The following is a 16,477-nucleotide window of genomic DNA, read 5'->3' on the forward strand; positions in this document are numbered from 1 at the left end:
TCTCAGCTCAGCGGCTTCTCGCCGATGGTGATCGAGACATCGCGCTCAGCGCCGCCGCTTGAAACACCGAGCGTAACGGTGGTGCCGGCGCTGTCCGGCCCGAGCTTGCGGATAAGCTCGCGCGGACCATGCACCGCCTCGCCGTTCCAGGCGACGATGATGTCGCCGACATGCAGGCCGGCGGCCTTGGCCGGGCCGTTATCGTCGAGGCTCATCACCATGGCGCCTTTCGTGTCGCCATTGCGGATCGGATGCAATCCGGCGCCGAGATAGCCGCGCGCGACATGACCCTTCTCGCGCAACGTCGCGACCGCGCGCTCGATCGTCTCGTAGGGCATCACCAGCGCCCGCCGGCGCGGCCCGAACAAGAGCATGCCGATCACGCCGCCCTTGGCGTCGAGCACCGGCCCGCCCTCGAAGCGCCCGCCGGTGTTGATGGCAAGGTTGATACGCCGGTCGATCGTGCCGCCGCGCATCGAGCGCCACGCCGGCCCGACCTCGCCGACTGTGCCGAGCACCGCAAGCGCGGCGCCGTCGCTGTTGCCGACCGCAATCGCGATATGGCCGGGCCGCACGGCGCCGGCCTGAGCCAGTTGCGGCAACCCGGCAGCGCCGGAAGCAGGCTTCAACAGGGCAACGCCCGTCGAAGGATCGCGTCCGACGAGCTCGGCCTTGACGGTTTCGCCGGAAGCCAGCGTCAATTCGATCTCCTCGCCGGCTTCGACCGCTTCCTCGGCGGTGACAAAATAGCCGTCGCGCCAATGGAAGGCGCTCGCGGTGCGGTGATGGTGCGTGACGAAACTCGCCAGCGCGGGGGCGGCGGTGGCCGCGACATCGGCGATCGCGTCGGAAAAGGCACTGAGGTTGAAGTCGCTCATAAGACTGTCTCCTGGGTTCGGTGACCCAGATATCGCTCGGTAACACCGCCGCGGGTACTCGCCTGACGGCTAGTCGCCGGCCGGACTGGCCATCTGGTCAGGTCGCGGCAATTGCGGCTGCTCCGCACATATAGTCATCATTCTACGAGGGAACACGCCGATGGCTTTCGCAGCCGAAATACTTCCATCCGACGACAGTCTGCTCGATGCTTATTCGGCATCCGTTGCCGACGCCGTCGACCGGATCGGCCCAGCCGTCTGCCGCATCGAACGCATCGGCGCCGGCGGCCACGGCTCCGGCTTCGTCATCGCGCAGGACGGGCTGGTCGTCACCAATTTCCATGTCGTCGGCGACGCGCGCGCCGTGCGCGTCACCATGCCGGACGGTGCCTCGCGCGAAGGCCATGTGCTTGGCCGCGACCCCGACACCGACATAGCGCTCGTGCGCGCCGACGGCAGTTTCGCCGACGTCGCGCCGCTCGGCGATTCCAAGCGCCTGCGCCGCGGCCAGATCGCGATCGCGATCGGCAATCCGCTCGGTTTCGAATGGACCGTCACCGCCGGCGTCGTCTCGGCGCTCGGCCGCTCGATGCGCGCCTCGACCGGCCGGCTGATCGACGACGTCATCCAGACCGATGCCGCGCTCAATCCCGGCAATTCGGGCGGACCGCTGGTATCGTCGGCGGGCGAGGTGATCGGCGTCAACACCGCCATGATCCACGGCGCGCAGGGCATCGCCTTCGCGGTCGCCTCCAATACCGCCAATTTCGTCATCTCGGAAATCATCCGCTTCGGCCGCGTGCGTCGCGCCTTCATCGGCATTTCCGCCGACACGACCAACCTGCCGCGCCGTGCGGCACTTCTGTCGCAGGTGACCACGAACACGGCGGTGCGCCTGCGCAGCGTCGAGAAGAACGGTCCCGCCGCCAAGGCCGGCCTGAAGGAAGGCGACATCATCGCCGCTATCGACGGACGGCCGGTCACCGGCGTCGACGACCTCGTGCGCATGCTCGACGCCGAGCGCATCGGCCGCGAGACGCTCTGCACGGTCGTGCGTCGCACCGGCGTCAGCCAGGTGACGGTGACGCCGGTGGCGCGGACGAGCTGAGATTGCCGCGCCGGTCTAACTCCCGGCTGCGCCCTCCGCATATTGCGCCAGGAACTCCTCGCTTGGCGGGATCGGCTTGATGACGTCGATCAGCACGCCGTTGGGATCCCTGGTGATGAAATGGCGCTGGCCGAAGGGCTCGTCGCGCAAGCTGCGCAGGATCGGCAGGCCAGCGGCGACAATCCGCGCATAGACCGCGTCGGGATCGCGGACCTCGAAATTGATCAGCAGGCCCGACGTTCGCCCCCGCCCCTCTTGCGGGATCGTCTCATGGTCGCCCTGGACGATGCCAAGGTTGACGCGCCTGTCCTCACTGGAGCGCAGATGCACATACCAGTCGCTCGCAAACAGCGGCTCGAAGCGGAAATGCTCGACATAAAAATCCGCAGTGCCTGCGACATCATCCGTCATCAGCACCGGATAATAGCTTGTCGTCCTCATCTTTCCTTCTCCTCTCATCCAACATACAGTCTGTATGTAAATGCAAATAACATACAGGCTGCATGTATGCAACAAGAGTCCGGACGCCGCTCCAATCGCGACCGCACCGAGGCGACGCGCGCCGATCTGATCCGCGCGGCGCGAAAGCTGTTTACGGAAAAGTCCTATGCCGAGACCGGCACGCCGGAGATCGTCGCCGAGGCCGGCGTGACGCGCGGCGCGCTCTACCATCACTTCGCCGACAAGCAGGCGCTGTTCGCGGCGGTGGTCGAGCAGGAAGCAGCAGCCGTTGCGGCCGAGATCGACCAAGCCTCCCCGCCGTCGCTATCCGCGCGCGACGCGCTGATCGCAGGCTCGGACGCCTATCTCGAGGCAATGCAGGCGCCCGGCCGCACGCGGCTTCTGCTGCTCGACGGGCCGGCCGTGCTCGGGCGCGCGGCCATGGACGAGATCGACAACCGCCACGGCAACCGCTCGCTGCGCGAAGGCCTGGTCGCGGCGATGCGCGCGCAAGCAATGACCAGATTGCCGGTCGAGGCGTTGACCGTCCTGCTGGCGGCCGCCTTCGATCGAGCCGCATTAGCCATCGAGGCCGGCGCGTCCAGCGAGGATTACCGCGCGGTGCTGATCGCGCTCATGGACGGCTTGTCTCCGGCTCCTCCTCCGTCCAAACGCCCGGCTCCGCCTCGGTGAAGCAGCCGAGTTGCCGCTTGAACTCGTCGATCAGCCAGGATGCCGCCGGCTTGGGGCTGCGGTCGTTGCGGTGCATGGCGTACATCGGCGAACGGACTTCGCGGTAAGGCTCGAGATCGAGTTCGACCAGCCGTCCGCTGGCTAGGTCGTCGGCGATCAGCCAGCGCGGCAGGCCGCCCCAGCCAAGTCCCTCGCGCATCAGCGCGTGCTTGGTGCGCAGGTCCGTAAGCCGCCAAGTGCGATAGGCAAACACGCCATAGTCGCGGCCGCGCGTCCGCTCCGACTGGTCGGTGACGACAAGCTGGATGTGCTCGCGCAGATCCTCGATCCCGACCGGCTTCGGCAGTTTCGCCAGCGGATGATCGGGTGCGGCAGCCGGCACCAGCGAGATGAAGCCGACGCGCAGCAGATTGACATCGGCATCGCCTTGCAGGCCGCCGAAGCCGAGATCCGCCTGGCCGTTGACGACCTGGTCGACAATGAGGCCGAGCGAGCCGATATAAAGCCGCAGCATGACCGCCGGGAATTGCGCCTCGAAGGCTTTGAGCACGCGCACCAGCGCCGGTGAGGGCAGCGCCACGTCGACCGATATCACCACTTCCGCTTCCAGCCCTTGCCGGTAGCCGTCGGCACGCGAACGGATGCGCTGCAGCACGCCGATCATGCGCCGCGCATCTTCCAGCATCGCCTTGCCGACGTCGGTCAGTTGCGGCTCGCGCACGCCTTCGCGTTCGAACAATTTCAGTCCGAGCTGCGCTTCGAGATTGGCGATGCCGTAGCTTACCACCGACTGCGCCCGGTTGAGCTTGCGGCCCGCGGCAGAGAAGCTGCCGGTGTCGGCCACCGCCACTAGAATTTGGAGCTGATCCAATGTCGGGTTCGGCTGCATGCTTCCCATCCATTTTGTTGATGGATTGTATGCATATTATACCCATTATCCTGATGGGACAGCAATCCCATATTTGGGCGGAAAGTTCAATCCAACCCCAAGGGGACACCGCCATGTCTATTCTTCTCGTCACCTCCAGCCCGCGCGGCGACGCTTCGCACTCGACCCGCGTCGCCACCGATCTTGCCCGGAAGCTTGCTGCCGCCGATCCGGCCAACACGCTTGTCGTGCGCGATCTGGTCGCCAATCCGCTGCCGCATATCGATCCCGACTACGCCACCGGCATCTACACGCCGGCCGAAGCACGCACGCCGCGCCAGGCCGAGGTCGTCGGCGTCTCCGACGCCGTGCTCGACGAGCTTTTCGCTGCCGACACCGTGATCCTCGCGACAGGCTTCATCAACTTCAACATCTCCTCGACGTTGAAGTCCTGGGTCGACCACGTCGCCCGCTCCGGCAAGACCTTTGCCTATGTCGAAGGCAGCCCGAAGGGCCTCGTCAACGGCAAGAAGGTCTATATCGTGCTCGCTTCCGGCGGCATCTACTCCGAAGGCGCCGCAGTGCAGATGGACCATGCGGTTCCCTATCTGCGCAGCGTGCTCGGCTTCCTCGGCATGACTGATGTCGAAATCATCCGCGTCGAGGGTGTCGGTATGGGCGCCGACGCAGTCACCGCCGCGCTCGCCAAGGCCACCGCCAAGGTCGACGCGATCGCCGCCGCCACGGCTGACCAGGTCGCCGCCGCGGCCTGACCGCCGATGCCGGAAATGAAAAGAGGCAGGCGCCCGCCAGCGCCCGCCTCTTTTTTGCATTTTCGCCCCCTACGGCGGCGGCAGCACCACGGCTGGATGGCGGTCCTCGCGCAGGACCAGCCTCACGGCGCCGAGCGCGATCCGATATCCTGCTCTGCCGACAGCGATCCGCCCGCCGCCAGCGCAAACAACTGGAACGACTTTTTCTTCCCCCTGGTCCTGACCACCTCCGACAATTTGAAGACACTGCCGCAGGGGTTGACCGTGTTCGTCGGCGAATTCACCACCGACTGGGGGTGCTGTTCACCGGGCTGACACTGGCGGCACCGCCGATTAGCTTGCTCGACATCGTGCTGTCGAAGCAGTTCATTTCCGGCATCAAAGCAAGGCGCGGTTAAATAGGCGCAGTCCAACAACGAAGTCAGGGCACCAAAAGTGGCGAACCAGAACAAGATCATCATCACCTGCGCGGTCACAGGCTCGATCCATACGCCGTCAATGTCGCCGCATCTGCCGGTGACGGCGCAAGAGATCGCGACCGCGGCCATCGAGGCGGCCGAGGCAGGCGCGGCGATCGTCCACCTCCACGCCCGTAACCCGGTCGACGGCCGCCCAGACCAGTCGACCGAGGCCTTCGCCCCGTTCCTGCAGGTCATCAAGCAGCGCTCCAACTGCGTGGTCAACATCACCACCGGGGGTGCGGCGACGATGAGCGTGGAGGAGCGCGTCAGGCCGGCCAAGATGTTCGCACCCGAAGTCGCGTCGCTCAACATGGGCTCGATGAATTTCGCGCTGTTCCCGATGCTGGAGCGCTTCAAGACCTTCGAGCATGACTGGGAGCGGCCCTATCTGGAATCCTCGCGCGACCGCATCTTCCGCAACACCTTTGGCGACATCGAGCACATCTTGCGCACCTGCGCCGACAACGGCACGCGCTTCGAGATCGAATGCTACGACATCGGCCATCTCTACACGCTGGCGCATTTCGTCGAGCGCGGCCTGGTCAAGGCGCCGTTCTTCGTCCAGAGCGTGTTCGGCATCCTGGGCGGCATCGGCACCCACCCGGAAGACGTCGCCCATATGAAGCGCACCGCCGACCGCCTGTTCGGCAACGACTATCACTGGTCGGTGCTGGGCGCCGGCCGCCACCAACTGCCGATCGCCACGCAGGCGATTGCGCTCGGCGGCAATGTACGTGTCGGTCTGGAAGACTCGCTATGGATCGGCAAGGGCAAGCTCGCCCGCTCCAGCGCCGAGCAGGTCACCAAGGTGCGCCAGATCATCGAAGGCCTCGGCGCCTCGATCGCCACACCCGACGAAGCGCGGCAGATCCTCCAGCTCAAGGGCGGCGACAAGGTCGCGTTCTGAGCGCTAATCCAAATTCCATAGTTTCGCCGCCTAGCTTTGTTTGGAAATACTGCCGCTCACAGGTACCAACCGGTTTCTTTGCACTTCCCGGAAGAAAGTGGAAATAACTTGGTGGCACCATTGGTTATTCCATAGGGCTGCGTTATCGCTCGCCAATGTTCCTTTCAATCGCCACCACCCATCATCCGGCTACCGATCTCGGCTTCCTGCTGCACAAGCACCCCGAGCGTCTGCATGAGACCGACCTCTCTTTCGGCAAGGCATGGCTGTTTTATTCCGAGGCCAGCGAGGCGCGCTGCGAGGCCGCACTTCTGCTCGACGTCGACCCCGTTGGATTGGTGAGGGGCAAGGGTCGGGCGGGCGGATTGCTGGATCAATATGTGAACGACAGGCCTTACGCGGCGTCTTCCTTTCTGTCCGTGGCGCTCAACAAGATGTTCCGGACGGCAATGAGCGGCATCTCCAAGGAACGCCCGCAACTCGCCGAAAGCGACCTGCCGCTGGAAGCTGTCGTAGCGCCCTTGCCGATGCGCGGCGGCGAGGCGATAGTGCGGCAGCTGTTCGAACCGCTGGGCTGGACCGTCGAGCTGACCCCAATCGAAGCCATCGGTGCCAGTTCGGGAGGGCTCCGTTACGGCAACCTGAAATTGTCCGGCCTCGGCCGGCTGAGCAATCTGCTCAACCACCTCTACGTCCTAATCCCAGTGATGGACGACGCCAAACATTACTGGGTTGGCGACGACGAGGTCGACAAGCTGCTGTCCAAGGGCGCGGGATGGCTGGAGCACCACCCCGCCAAGGAGCTGATTGCGCGCCGCTATTTGCGCAACCGATCGGTTTTGGCCCGCGCGGCCCTGGCGCGACTGGTGCCTGAAACCGCGGCTCCGGAGACGCCAGTCGAAACCTGCAGCTCGCCCGAGGAAACGCTCGAGGCGCCCGTCCGGCTGCACGACCGGCGCCTGGATGCGGTCGTCGAAGCCATCCGCGCGAGTGGCGGGAAAGTTGTCGCGGATCTGGGCTGCGGTGAAGGTAAGCTGCTCGACCGACTGATGCGCGAGCGATGGGTCCAAAAACTGTTCGGCTTGGACCCCGCGGTCCGCGAGCTCGAATGGGCGGCAAGGCGGCTGAGACTGAATGAAGCGGGCGGCCCGCCGGAAGGGCGCGTCACGCTGCTGCATGGTTCGTTGACTTACCGGGACAGTCGTTGGGCCGAAGCAGACGTCGCTGTCTTGGTCGAGGTCGTCGAACATCTCGACCAAGACAGGCTGCCTTTAGTCGAGCGGATTGTCTTTGGCGAAACCGCTCCAAAGACCGTTATCGTGACCACGCCCAATGCGGATTACAACGCGCTTTTCAGCAGTCTGCCCTCGGGCACTTTCCGTCATCCGGATCATCGCTTCGAGTGGAGCCGCACCGAGTTCAAAACCTGGACAGCTAGAATAGGCGAAACATACGGCTACGCCGCTGAAATCAGTGGCATAGGGGTTGAGGATGCCAAGCTGGGCGCGCCTACACAGATGGCGGTGTTCACGCGATGAGAGAAGTCGACAACACCAATCTGGAAATTCCGGATTTCGCACTGGTCGTGCTGATCGGCTCGACCGGGTCCGGTAAGTCGACTTTCGCCGCCAGGCATTTCCTGCCGACCGAGATCATCTCGTCTGACCGATGCCGTGGACTCGTCTCCGATGACGAAACCAATCAGGATGTTTCGGCCGACGCCTTCGAGCTGATGCGCGACATCATCGGCAAACGACTAAAGCATCGCAAGCTGGCTGTGGTGGACGCTACCAATGTGAGGCCCGCGGATCGCAAGGCATGGATCGAACTGGCCCGCAAATGGCACGCCTTGCCGGTCGCCATCGTCCTCGACCCCGGTGTCGACATCTGCGTTGCGCGCAACGCGGCGCGCCCGGATCGCCCTTTCGGTGCGGGCGTCCCCCAACGCATGACCAGCGAAATCCGCAAGGGCCTTGGCGGCCTGCAGCGGGAGGGCTTTCGCCAGGTCTGGAAGCTCACCAGCGAAGCCAGCATCGAGGCCGCCAAAATCTCGCGCCAGCCGCTTTGGACTGACAAGCGTCACGATACCGGCCCCTTCGACATCATCGGCGACGTTCATGGTTGTGCCGATGAGTTGCAAGCCTTGCTTGGTCAACTCGGGTATGAGGTCGTCTGGTCGCAGGATCGCGGCGAGCGAACCGTGGCCGTCACTCCCCCAAATGGCCGCAAGCTTGTCTTTGTTGGCGATCTCGTCGACCGCGGTCCCAACACGCCCGATGTGCTGCGCATCGCCATGAGCATGGTGGCGGCCGGAACCGCTTACTGCGTTCAAGGCAATCACGAACGCAAGCTCAGCCGCTGGCTGGAGGGCCGCAAGGTCACGATCGCCCACGGCCTTCAACAGACCATCGACCAATTGGACACGCAGGATCGCGGGCTGCGCGAAGCGCTGCCGGCCTTTCTCGACGACCTGCGCAGCCATGTCTGGCTGGACGGCGGACGCCTGGCCGTTGCCCATGCCGGGCTCAAGGAAGAGATGATCGGGCGGGGCTCGGGCGCCGTGCGCGAATTCGCACTCTATGGGGAGACGACCGGCGAGATCGACGAATCCGGCCTGCCGGTGCGCGCCGACTGGGCCACGGCTTATCGGGGCAAGACTGCCGTTGTCTACGGTCACACGCCGATGCGGTCGGCTCAATGGGTGAACAACACCCTGTGCATCGATACAGGCTGTGTGTTCGGCGGCAAGTTGACGGCCCTGCGCTGGCCGGAACGCGAGCTGGTTGAGGTGCCGGCAATCCGAACATGGTCGGAGCCCATACGCCCGCTTGGCGCATCAAACATGGAAAAATCGGCACAGGCCGATGCCGATGGCGTGCTCGATATCGAAGATGTTTCCGGCCGCCGCTGGATCGAGACCGAGCTGAAAGGCCGGATCGTCGTGGCCGAGGAAAATGCGGCAGCCGCCCTGGAGGCCATGAGCCGTTTCGCCATAGCGCCCCAGTGGCTTGTGTACCTACCGCCGACGATGTCTCCGTCCGAGACAAGCGATCACGCCGGCTGGCTTGAACGCCCGGAAGAAGCTTTTGCCTATTTTCGCGAGCGCGGCGTAGCCGAGGTGGTGTGCGAGGAAAAGCACATGGGTTCGCGGGCTATTGTCGCGCTGTGCCGGACCGTGCAGGCGGCGCACAGCCGCTTTGGCATTCCGGGCGGCGAGACCGGCGCGATATGGACCCGGACAGGGCGTTCCTTCTTCGGCGACGACACCATGACGGAGGGGCTGCTCGCCCGGCTTCGCGCAAGCGTCGATGCCGCTGACCTCTGGGAGGAATTGAAAACCGACTGGCTGCTGCTCGACGTCGAAATCATGCCTTGGTCGGCCAAGGCAAGCAGCCTCATCGAAAGTCAGTACGAACCGGTGGCGGCGTCGTCCGCAGTCGGCCTGCGGCTCGGTCGCGATGCCTTGGAGAGAGCGAAGGCGCGAGGCGTCGACGTAGTGGATCTGAACGCACGGTTCGCCGATCGGGCCGTGCGCGCCGGTAAATACGCCAGCGCCTGGTCGCCCTACGTCTGGCCGGTTTCGAGTGTCAATGATCTCAGGGTTGCGCCTTTCCATCTGCTGGCCAGCGAGGGCCGCATCTGGTTCGACCATGATCACATCTGGCATATGTCGCTGGCCGATCGCCTCGCCACGGAAGGCGTCGTCGTGCACACCAGATGGCGCAGCGTCGACCTGGCCGATGCCGCCGCCTGCACGGAGGCTGTCGCCTGGTGGGAGATGCTGATCGCTTCAGGCGGCGAAGGCATGGTGGTCAAGCCGCGTGACTTCGTCAGCCGCAGCAAGAAGGGCCTAATCCAGCCAGCGCTCAAGGTGCGCGGCCGAGAATATCTGCGCATGATCTACGGCCCCGAATATGACGCCCCAGATAACCTTGTCCGGCTGCGGGAACGGCATCTGGGCGGCAAACGGAACCTGGCGCTCAGCGAGTTCGCGCTCGGTCACGAGGCGTTGAAGCGGTTTGTCGCGAGACAGCCGCTACGGCGAGTCCACGAATGTGTCTTCGCTATACTGGCTCTGGAGAGCGAGCCGATCGATCCGCGGCTCTAATTAGCCGAACATCCGCTCGCCCTGCTCGTCGACGAGCTGGATGCCCTTCTTGATCGAGATGTCGACGGCGTCGTCCAGCCCGGCGAAACGGTCGGCGCGGATGAAGCGGTGCTCTTTCATCACACCGTCCACTTCCTTTGAGACGACGCCGCAGGTCTGGTATTGGCCCTCGGCCTTGTAGGGCGTGGCGCTGATCAGAAATCCCTTGTGCTCGACCTGCTTTGCCGGCTTGGCGGTGCCGGCCTCCGTTGCCTCACCGTCGCCGCCAAAAAGCTTCTTCAGAAAAGACATTTTTCAAAACTCCCATCCACGCGGGCACGTGATTACGGCGCCGCCTGTTCATTCAGGCTTCGTCTCAGCATGCGCGAATGCGCCGCCGTGTTCCAGCCCCTTGACGAAAACGCCGACCAGAAGCTCGATCTGACGCCAGATCTCCTCGGCCTGCCTGCTGTCCGAATTCGCCACATAGCCGCTGGTCACGATGCCGTGCACGCTTGACCACAAGGTCCGCGCTGCAAGCGCGCGGCGGTCGTCGTCGAGGCCGAAATCGCCGGCCTTGAGCACGCCGGCGACGATGTCGAAGAGCGCGTCGAGCAGCGCATCATAGGCATCGGGGCCCGGCCGCGTCGCGCGGCGGCGGTTGAAGGCAAGCACCGCCGGCCAGCTGCCGGGATGCGCCTCGACGAAACGCACATAGGCCGCCGCCATCGCCAGGATACGGTGCCGGACATCGGTTACCCCTTGCCTTTCGAGATCGGCCATCGCCGCGATGCCTGTCGCGCCGAGCCGGTCGAGCAGCCGCATGTTGACGGCGCGGTGCACCTCGTCGAGATCGGCAAAGAGGTTATAGACGGATCCGACCGAGATGCCGGCCTGCTCGGCAATGGTGCGCGCTTTCAGGTTGTCGGCGCCGCCCTCGTTGAGCAGCGCCTCGGCAATGGCGAGCACCTTCTCACTCATCTCTTCCTTGTCCAGCGCCATGCTTCTTTCTTGTCCTTATGTCCGAAGTCGGCAAGCCCGGCCGGGATTCATTCCGTTGCTTGCATTTACCATGTCCGGCGCTTCATGAACAGCGTTCAAAATAGCTCTTGAACGATGTTCATTTCCTGCTATGTTGAGCTTGTGAACAACGTTCACGCAAACAGGGAGAACACCATGCTTAGCCTGATCAAGACATTGCTGGACGGCGCCAGCGCACGGGCCGAGGACAATCTGAAGGATCGTTTTGCGATCGACCTTCTGGCCCAGCGCATCCGAGACGCGGAGGCGGGCCTTGCCGCCGCCAAGCAGACGCTCGCCTCGCTGATCGTGCGCCAGCGCGCAGAGCAGACCAGCCTCGACCAGCTCGACCGCCGCATCGCCGATCTGGAAACCCGCACGCTCAGCGCGCTTTCCGCCAACAACCAGGCGCTTGCCGAAGGCGGCGCCTCCGCAATCGCCGAACTCGAGAACGAGCGCGAGGTCCGCCGCGCCACGGTCAAGAGCCTGGGCGAGAAGACCTTGCGGATGCGTCTGTCCGTGGAACAGGCGCATCGCCGCATCATCGATCTCAACCAAGGCATGATCTCAGCCCGGGCGATCGATGCCGAACGCAAGGCGCAGTCGCGCCTCAACCGCTCGATCGGCCGTACCGCAAGCATTAACGAAGCGGAGGAATTGCTGGCCCGCATCAAGGACAGCTCCGACCCGTTCGAGGAGGCCGGCATCCTCGACGAGATCGACGGCGAGTTGCGCCACGAGGCGATCCGCGAACGTCTCGCCGAAGCAGGCCATGGACCGGCCACCAAGGTGCGTGCTCAGGATGTTCTGGCGCGCCTCAAATCCCTGAACTGAGCCCGCAATTTCCCGTGACAGATCAAACCAAGGAATAAGACGATGAACGGCAATCAGACATATATCCTGTTCAACACCATATCGGTGGGCGCTGCCTATTTCATGCTCGGCCTGTCGCTGTGGCTTGCTCCCGTCGACCTCTCGACCAAAGGCTACTGGGCGATGGGCGTGCTGCTGCTCACCGGCAGCCTGGTGAACCTGGTCAAGTACCGCACCGACGAGCGGATTGCGGCCGAGACCACTGCCAAGATCGAGAAGGCGCGCAACGAGAAGCTGATCAGCGAATATGTCGGCAAGGAATAATCCCCTGCCCTTGCCGATCGCTGACTGAATACAAAAGCCCGGAGCGATCCGGGCTTTTGGGCTTCCCTATAAGAATGTCTTAGCGGCGCGCCAAGGCCTCGATCGCCTCGGCAGCGTCTTCCAGGATGCTGATCGCCTCGGCCTGCTTGTCCTCCGGCGCGTCGGCGATGTCGCCGAGCGCGGCGCGCAGCCGGTGTCGCAGCGAGCGGAACCGGTCACGCGTTTCCGAACGGCCGCGGCGCCCCTCGTCCTTGTCGTCGCCCCAGCCGAACCATTCGCGCGCCGCGGCCATCTTGCGGCCGAAACGCTCGAGATGGTCTAGCACGCTGTCGATCATCTCGCGGTTCTCGTCCAGATGCGCCTTGCCGGCCTCGGTGATCGAAAACACCTTCTTGTTGCCTTCGCTCGAGGATACCGCGTAGCCCGCCTCCTCCAGGAAGGTCAGCGTCGGATAAACCACGCCCGGGCTCGGGCTGTAGATGCCGCTGGTGCGCTCTTCCAGAGCCTTGATGATGTCGTAGCCGTGGCGCGGCGCGTCGGCCAGCAGCGACAGCGTGATCAGCTTGAGATCGCCGTCGGCCAGCATGCGCCCGGCGCGGAACATGTCGCCCGGGCCGCCGCGTCCGCCGCCCCTGCCGCCATGGCCGAACGGGCCGAAACCGCCGCCCCCTCTGCCACCAAATTTGCCGGCCATATGCATGAACATGCGCTCGCCAAAGTGGTTGTGTCTGTGCATGGATTGCTCCTTGAGCTATATCTTACGATACATCGTAAGTAAGGCGCGGCGCTTGTTGAGTCAAGATATATCTTAAGATGTATCTTACGCGTTCCAAGATCGCGCATACGTCCTCATACGGCTCGGCCAGACTGCTACCAACGGCCCTTTCGTCGGTTCCAGGCGTAGAGCACGTCCGCGAAACGGTCATAGGCAAAGCGCGTCAACGGCAGCGCGATGGGGTTGCCGAACAAGCTCGCCAGCCATCCCTCGCCCGGCGTGATCCGCCAGACCGCGATCGCCACGTCGGCGCCGACCAGCAGCCGCCCGCTTGCGTCGGTCGCATGTAGTCGCCGGCGGATATCCTCCAGCGAGGCGCCGAAGGCGGAGAGCGCCTCAGGTTCGAAATTGATGTCGCGGAATTCGACCCGGCCCGCCTTGACCGCCTCGACCAGCCGCCGCCTCTGGTGGTTGATGCCGGCGTCGCACACCGGACAGCGTGTGTTGTACCAGACTGTCAGCAACGGCTCGGGCATGGCGCGACTATCGGGAATGCGGCGCGGCTTCGCAACAGCGCGCTGCGCCCGTTAGCCCACTTTACCCGAGCGAGCTGATGATCTCGCGATAGGCGAATTCTGGAAACGCCTTCATCGTCCGCGTTTTGACATTGCCGCCCGACGACAACATCAGCGCGAAGCGGGCGAGCACCGCATCGTCCGGCGCTTCGACGATGGCGACCATGTCGCATTCGCCCATGGTCAGGTAGAATGCCTTGAACGAACCGCCCATTTCCCCCAGCAGCTTCTTGGCCGCATCGAGCCGTTTCGGCGATTCCCGCACATTCTTGGCGCCGAGCTCAGTCCAGTTGATAAGCACGATATAGGTTGTCATGGCACACCTCCCACCGGGAGCCACGGAGCGCGACACCTGGCCGCTGCGACCGGCGCCGGGGCGGGCATCCGGCTTGTCGCCCATAAATGCATCCGACGCCCGATTATCCTCCTGTCGGGCAAACCCGACAAGGCGGCATGAAGGGTAGCCGGAAAAGCAAAAAGGGCGCCCGAGGCGCCCTTTCGATTTCGTGTGATTGTATTCCCGCTCAGCTGTCGAGGAAGCTTCTCAGCTTGCGCGACCTGCTCGGATGCTTGAGCTTGCGCAGCGCCTTGGCCTCGATCTGGCGGATACGCTCGCGCGTCACCGAGAACTGCTGGCCGACTTCCTCCAGCGTATGATCGGTGTTCATGCCGATGCCGAAGCGCATTCTGAGCACGCGCTCCTCGCGCGGCGTCAGCGAGGCAAGCACGCGCGTCGTCGTCTCGCGCAGGTTGGCCTGGATCGCCGCGTCGATCGGCAGGATCGCCATCTTGTCCTCGATGAAGTCGCCGAGATGCGAATCCTCCTCGTCGCCGACAGGCGTTTCGAGCGAGATCGGCTCTTTGGCGATCTTCAGCACCTTGCGCACTTTTTCCAGCGGCATGGCGAGCTTTTCCGCCAGTTCCTCCGGCGTCGGCTCGCGGCCGATCTCGTGCAGCATCTGGCGCGAGGTGCGCACGATCTTGTTGATCGTCTCGATCATGTGCACCGGAATGCGGATGGTGCGCGCCTGGTCGGCGATCGAGCGGGTGATGGCCTGCCGAATCCACCAGGTGGCGTAGGTCGAGAACTTGTAGCCGCGACGGTACTCGAACTTGTCGACCGCCTTCATCAGGCCGATATTGCCTTCCTGGATGAGATCCAGAAACTGCAGGCCGCGGTTGGTGTATTTCTTGGCGATGGAGATGACCAGGCGAAGGTTCGCCTCGACCATTTCCTTCTTGGCGATCGCGGCCTCGCGCTCGCCCTTCTGCACCTGGTTCACGATCTTGCGGAATTCCAGGATCGAGATCGCCGTTTCGGTGGCGAGGTTCTGGATCTCGGCGCGCAGTTCCTTGATCGAGTCCTTCTCGTTCTTGGTGAACTCCTTCCAGCCGCGCGAGGTCAGGTTGGCGATCGAGCGCGTCCAGTTCGGATCGAGCTCCGAGCCCTGATACTCCCGCAGGAACTCCTCGCGGCGCACGCCATAGCTTTCGGCGAGGCGCAAAAGCTTGCCCTCGTTCTGCACCAGGCGCTTGTTGATGTCGTAGAGCTGCTCGACCAGAGCCTCGATGCGCGCGGCGTTGAGCGACAGCGACTTCACCGCCTTGATCAATTGGTCCTTTAGCTCCTTCAGGCGGCGGTCCTGGCTGGGCGACAGCGTGCCGGCCGCGGCCAGGCGGTTCTCGACCTGCTGGTCCTGCAGCTTGCGCAGCTTCTTGTAGGTATCGGCGATGACGTCGAGCGTCTCCATCACCTGCGGGCGCAGTTCCGCTTCCATCGCGGCCAGCGACAGGCTCGCCTCGTCCTCGTCGTCTTCCTCTTCCTCCAGCCCCCGCGTGTCGCCGCCGACATTGGTGATGTCGTCTTCTTCCTCGCGTGCCGCCGAACGGCCGCGCGGCTTCTCCTCGGGCTTGGGCGCTTCCTCGATGCGTTCGACGACGGGCGCCTGCTTGGCTTCGGGGCCGGCATAGGTCGCCTCGAGGTCGATGATCTCGCGCAGCAGGATCTTCGATTCGTTGAGCTCGTCGCGCCAGATGATGATGGCCTGGAACGTCAGCGGGCTTTCGCACAGCCCTGCGATCATCGTTTCGCGGCCGGCCTCGATGCGCTTGGCGATCGCAATTTCGCCCTCGCGCGACAGAAGCTCGACCGAGCCCATCTCGCGCAGATACATGCGCACCGGGTCGTCGGTGCGATCGGTAGGCTCTTTCTTGGTGGTCGTGGCGGCGACAGCGGTGCCGGTCTGCTCGGCGAGCTCGTTGGCGTCTTCCTCGGCGTCGGCGGCCGGCTCGGCTTCCGCCTCCTCGCCCACCTCGTCGTCCTCGACGACGTTGATGCCCATGTCACTGAGCATCGCATTGATATCTTCGATGCGGTCCGGATCCGTCTCTTCCGAGGGAAGCACCGCGTTGAGCTCGTCGAGCGTGACATAGCCGCGTTTCTTCGCGGCCTTGATCATCTTCTTGACAGCATCGTCGGAAAGGTCGAGCAGGGGGCCATCAGTGGCGCCTTCGCGTTCGGTCTCGACCTCTTCCTTTTCCTTTGTCGCCATTCTTTGTCGTCTCCAAGCGGCCGAATATCGAGGCCGCGTAAACTGCCGTACCGGTTATGCTGGACGCGCTCGCGCGGGAACGCTTTTCACCGGCCCAGCAACCGTGTCATCTCTTTTGTTTTGTGCATGTCTCTGTCCCAAACCGGTTTCCACTTTTGGGCGACATGCATTAAGTCCAGATTAACCCTGATATCTGGAGCGGGCACTTTGCCTGTCCAGTCGCCACCGGTGCCTCACATCGCTCGAATTCCCGCCGATGCCG

At 63.9% G+C, this 16,477-nt stretch carries 18 protein-coding genes; 9 read left to right on the top strand and 9 right to left on the bottom strand.

All coding sequences use genetic code 11. The annotated features are described in order from the left end of the window. Positions 1-2 precede the first annotated feature (2 nt). Positions 3-878 (bottom strand): S1C family serine protease, encoded by an 876-nt coding sequence (locus LB526_RS02065; protein ID WP_224530377.1) that lies wholly within the window; start codon positions 876-878, stop codon positions 3-5. 160 nt (positions 879-1,038) lie between these two features. Between LB526_RS02065 and LB526_RS02070 the strand changes: the two genes are divergently transcribed. Then, complete coding sequence (locus tag LB526_RS02070; RefSeq protein ID WP_224530374.1) at positions 1,039-1,986, top strand: S1C family serine protease; 948 nt, start codon at positions 1,039-1,041, stop codon at positions 1,984-1,986. A 15-nt stretch (positions 1,987-2,001) separates the two neighbouring features. Here the strand turns inward: LB526_RS02070 and LB526_RS02075 are convergent, their stop codons facing one another. After that, positions 2,002-2,427: a VOC family protein gene (locus tag LB526_RS02075; RefSeq protein WP_224530368.1), complete on the bottom strand. Its 426-nt coding sequence runs from the start codon at positions 2,425-2,427 to the stop codon at positions 2,002-2,004. 66 nt (positions 2,428-2,493) lie between these two features. Here LB526_RS02075 and LB526_RS02080 point away from each other — a divergent pair, with 66 nt between their 5' ends. Further along, positions 2,494-3,120, top strand: coding sequence for a TetR/AcrR family transcriptional regulator (locus LB526_RS02080; protein ID WP_224625887.1), 627 nt, complete (start codon positions 2,494-2,496; stop codon positions 3,118-3,120). Here the strand turns inward: LB526_RS02080 and LB526_RS02085 are convergent. Continuing rightward, a complete protein-coding gene (locus LB526_RS02085) occupies positions 3,062-4,009 on the bottom strand; it encodes a LysR family transcriptional regulator (protein ID WP_224625888.1) in 948 nt (315 codons plus the stop codon). The two genes, LB526_RS02080 and LB526_RS02085, sit on opposite strands and share 59 nt — an antisense overlap. A gap of 113 nt (positions 4,010-4,122) precedes the next feature. Between LB526_RS02085 and LB526_RS02090 the strand changes: the two genes are divergently transcribed. The 5 genes from LB526_RS02090 to LB526_RS02110 all read left to right on the top strand — a co-directional run bounded on the left by LB526_RS02090 (position 4,123) and on the right by LB526_RS02110 (position 10,237). Then, complete coding sequence (locus LB526_RS02090) at positions 4,123-4,761, top strand: FMN-dependent NADH-azoreductase (protein WP_224530357.1); 639 nt, start codon at positions 4,123-4,125, stop codon at positions 4,759-4,761. A gap of 96 nt (positions 4,762-4,857) precedes the next feature. Beyond that, positions 4,858-5,076 (top strand): hypothetical protein, encoded by a 219-nt coding sequence (locus LB526_RS02095; protein ID WP_224530355.1) that lies wholly within the window; start codon positions 4,858-4,860, stop codon positions 5,074-5,076. 120 nt (positions 5,077-5,196) lie between these two features. After that, positions 5,197-6,129 (top strand): 3-keto-5-aminohexanoate cleavage protein, encoded by a 933-nt coding sequence (locus tag LB526_RS02100; RefSeq protein WP_224530354.1) that lies wholly within the window; start codon positions 5,197-5,199, stop codon positions 6,127-6,129. 155 nt (positions 6,130-6,284) lie between these two features. Further along, a complete protein-coding gene (locus tag LB526_RS02105; protein ID WP_224530350.1) occupies positions 6,285-7,667 on the top strand; it encodes a 3' terminal RNA ribose 2'-O-methyltransferase Hen1 in 1,383 nt (460 codons plus the stop codon). Then, positions 7,664-10,237, top strand: a complete 2,574-nt coding sequence (locus tag LB526_RS02110; RefSeq protein ID WP_224625889.1) for a polynucleotide kinase-phosphatase — start codon at positions 7,664-7,666, stop codon at positions 10,235-10,237. The genes LB526_RS02105 and LB526_RS02110 overlap by 4 nt, the downstream gene beginning before the upstream one ends. Here the strand turns inward: LB526_RS02110 and LB526_RS02115 are convergent, their stop codons facing one another. Together LB526_RS02115 and LB526_RS02120 are read right to left on the bottom strand one after the other, a co-directional pair. Then, entirely contained in the window at positions 10,238-10,528 is a 291-nt protein-coding gene (locus tag LB526_RS02115) for an HlyU family transcriptional regulator (protein ID WP_224625890.1), read from the bottom strand. A 48-nt stretch (positions 10,529-10,576) separates the two neighbouring features. Beyond that, positions 10,577-11,218 (bottom strand): TetR/AcrR family transcriptional regulator, encoded by a 642-nt coding sequence (locus LB526_RS02120; RefSeq protein ID WP_224625891.1) that lies wholly within the window; start codon positions 11,216-11,218, stop codon positions 10,577-10,579. 174 nt (positions 11,219-11,392) lie between these two features. On the opposite strand from LB526_RS02120, the gene LB526_RS02125 reads away from it, so the two are divergent. Together LB526_RS02125 and LB526_RS02130 are read left to right on the top strand one after the other, a co-directional pair. Then, entirely contained in the window at positions 11,393-12,070 is a 678-nt protein-coding gene (locus tag LB526_RS02125) for a PspA/IM30 family protein (protein ID WP_224625892.1), read from the top strand. Positions 12,071-12,112: 42 nt separating this feature from the next. Further along, on the top strand, positions 12,113-12,373 hold the full coding sequence (locus LB526_RS02130) for a YiaA/YiaB family inner membrane protein (protein ID WP_095766630.1): 261 nt from the start codon (positions 12,113-12,115) through the stop codon (positions 12,371-12,373). A gap of 79 nt (positions 12,374-12,452) precedes the next feature. Here the strand turns inward: LB526_RS02130 and LB526_RS02135 are convergent, their stop codons facing one another. From LB526_RS02135 to rpoD, 4 genes are all read right to left on the bottom strand, one after another. Continuing rightward, the gene (locus LB526_RS02135) at positions 12,453-13,109 is read right to left on the bottom strand and encodes a PadR family transcriptional regulator (RefSeq protein ID WP_140838492.1); all 657 of its coding nucleotides are present in this window, start codon (positions 13,107-13,109) and stop codon (positions 12,453-12,455) included. Positions 13,110-13,243: 134 nt separating this feature from the next. Then, the gene (locus LB526_RS02140) at positions 13,244-13,624 is read right to left on the bottom strand and encodes a thiol-disulfide oxidoreductase DCC family protein (protein WP_224625893.1); all 381 of its coding nucleotides are present in this window, start codon (positions 13,622-13,624) and stop codon (positions 13,244-13,246) included. A 61-nt stretch (positions 13,625-13,685) separates the two neighbouring features. Beyond that, on the bottom strand, positions 13,686-13,979 hold the full coding sequence (locus tag LB526_RS02145; protein WP_095766734.1) for a GYD domain-containing protein: 294 nt from the start codon (positions 13,977-13,979) through the stop codon (positions 13,686-13,688). Positions 13,980-14,187: 208 nt separating this feature from the next. Next, entirely contained in the window at positions 14,188-16,215 is a 2,028-nt protein-coding gene (gene rpoD, locus LB526_RS02150; protein ID WP_224625894.1) for an RNA polymerase sigma factor RpoD, read from the bottom strand. Positions 16,216-16,477 lie beyond the last annotated feature (262 nt).

The organism is Mesorhizobium sp. CA6, from assembly GCF_020165035.1.
GTDB lineage: Bacteria > Pseudomonadota > Alphaproteobacteria > Rhizobiales > Rhizobiaceae > Mesorhizobium.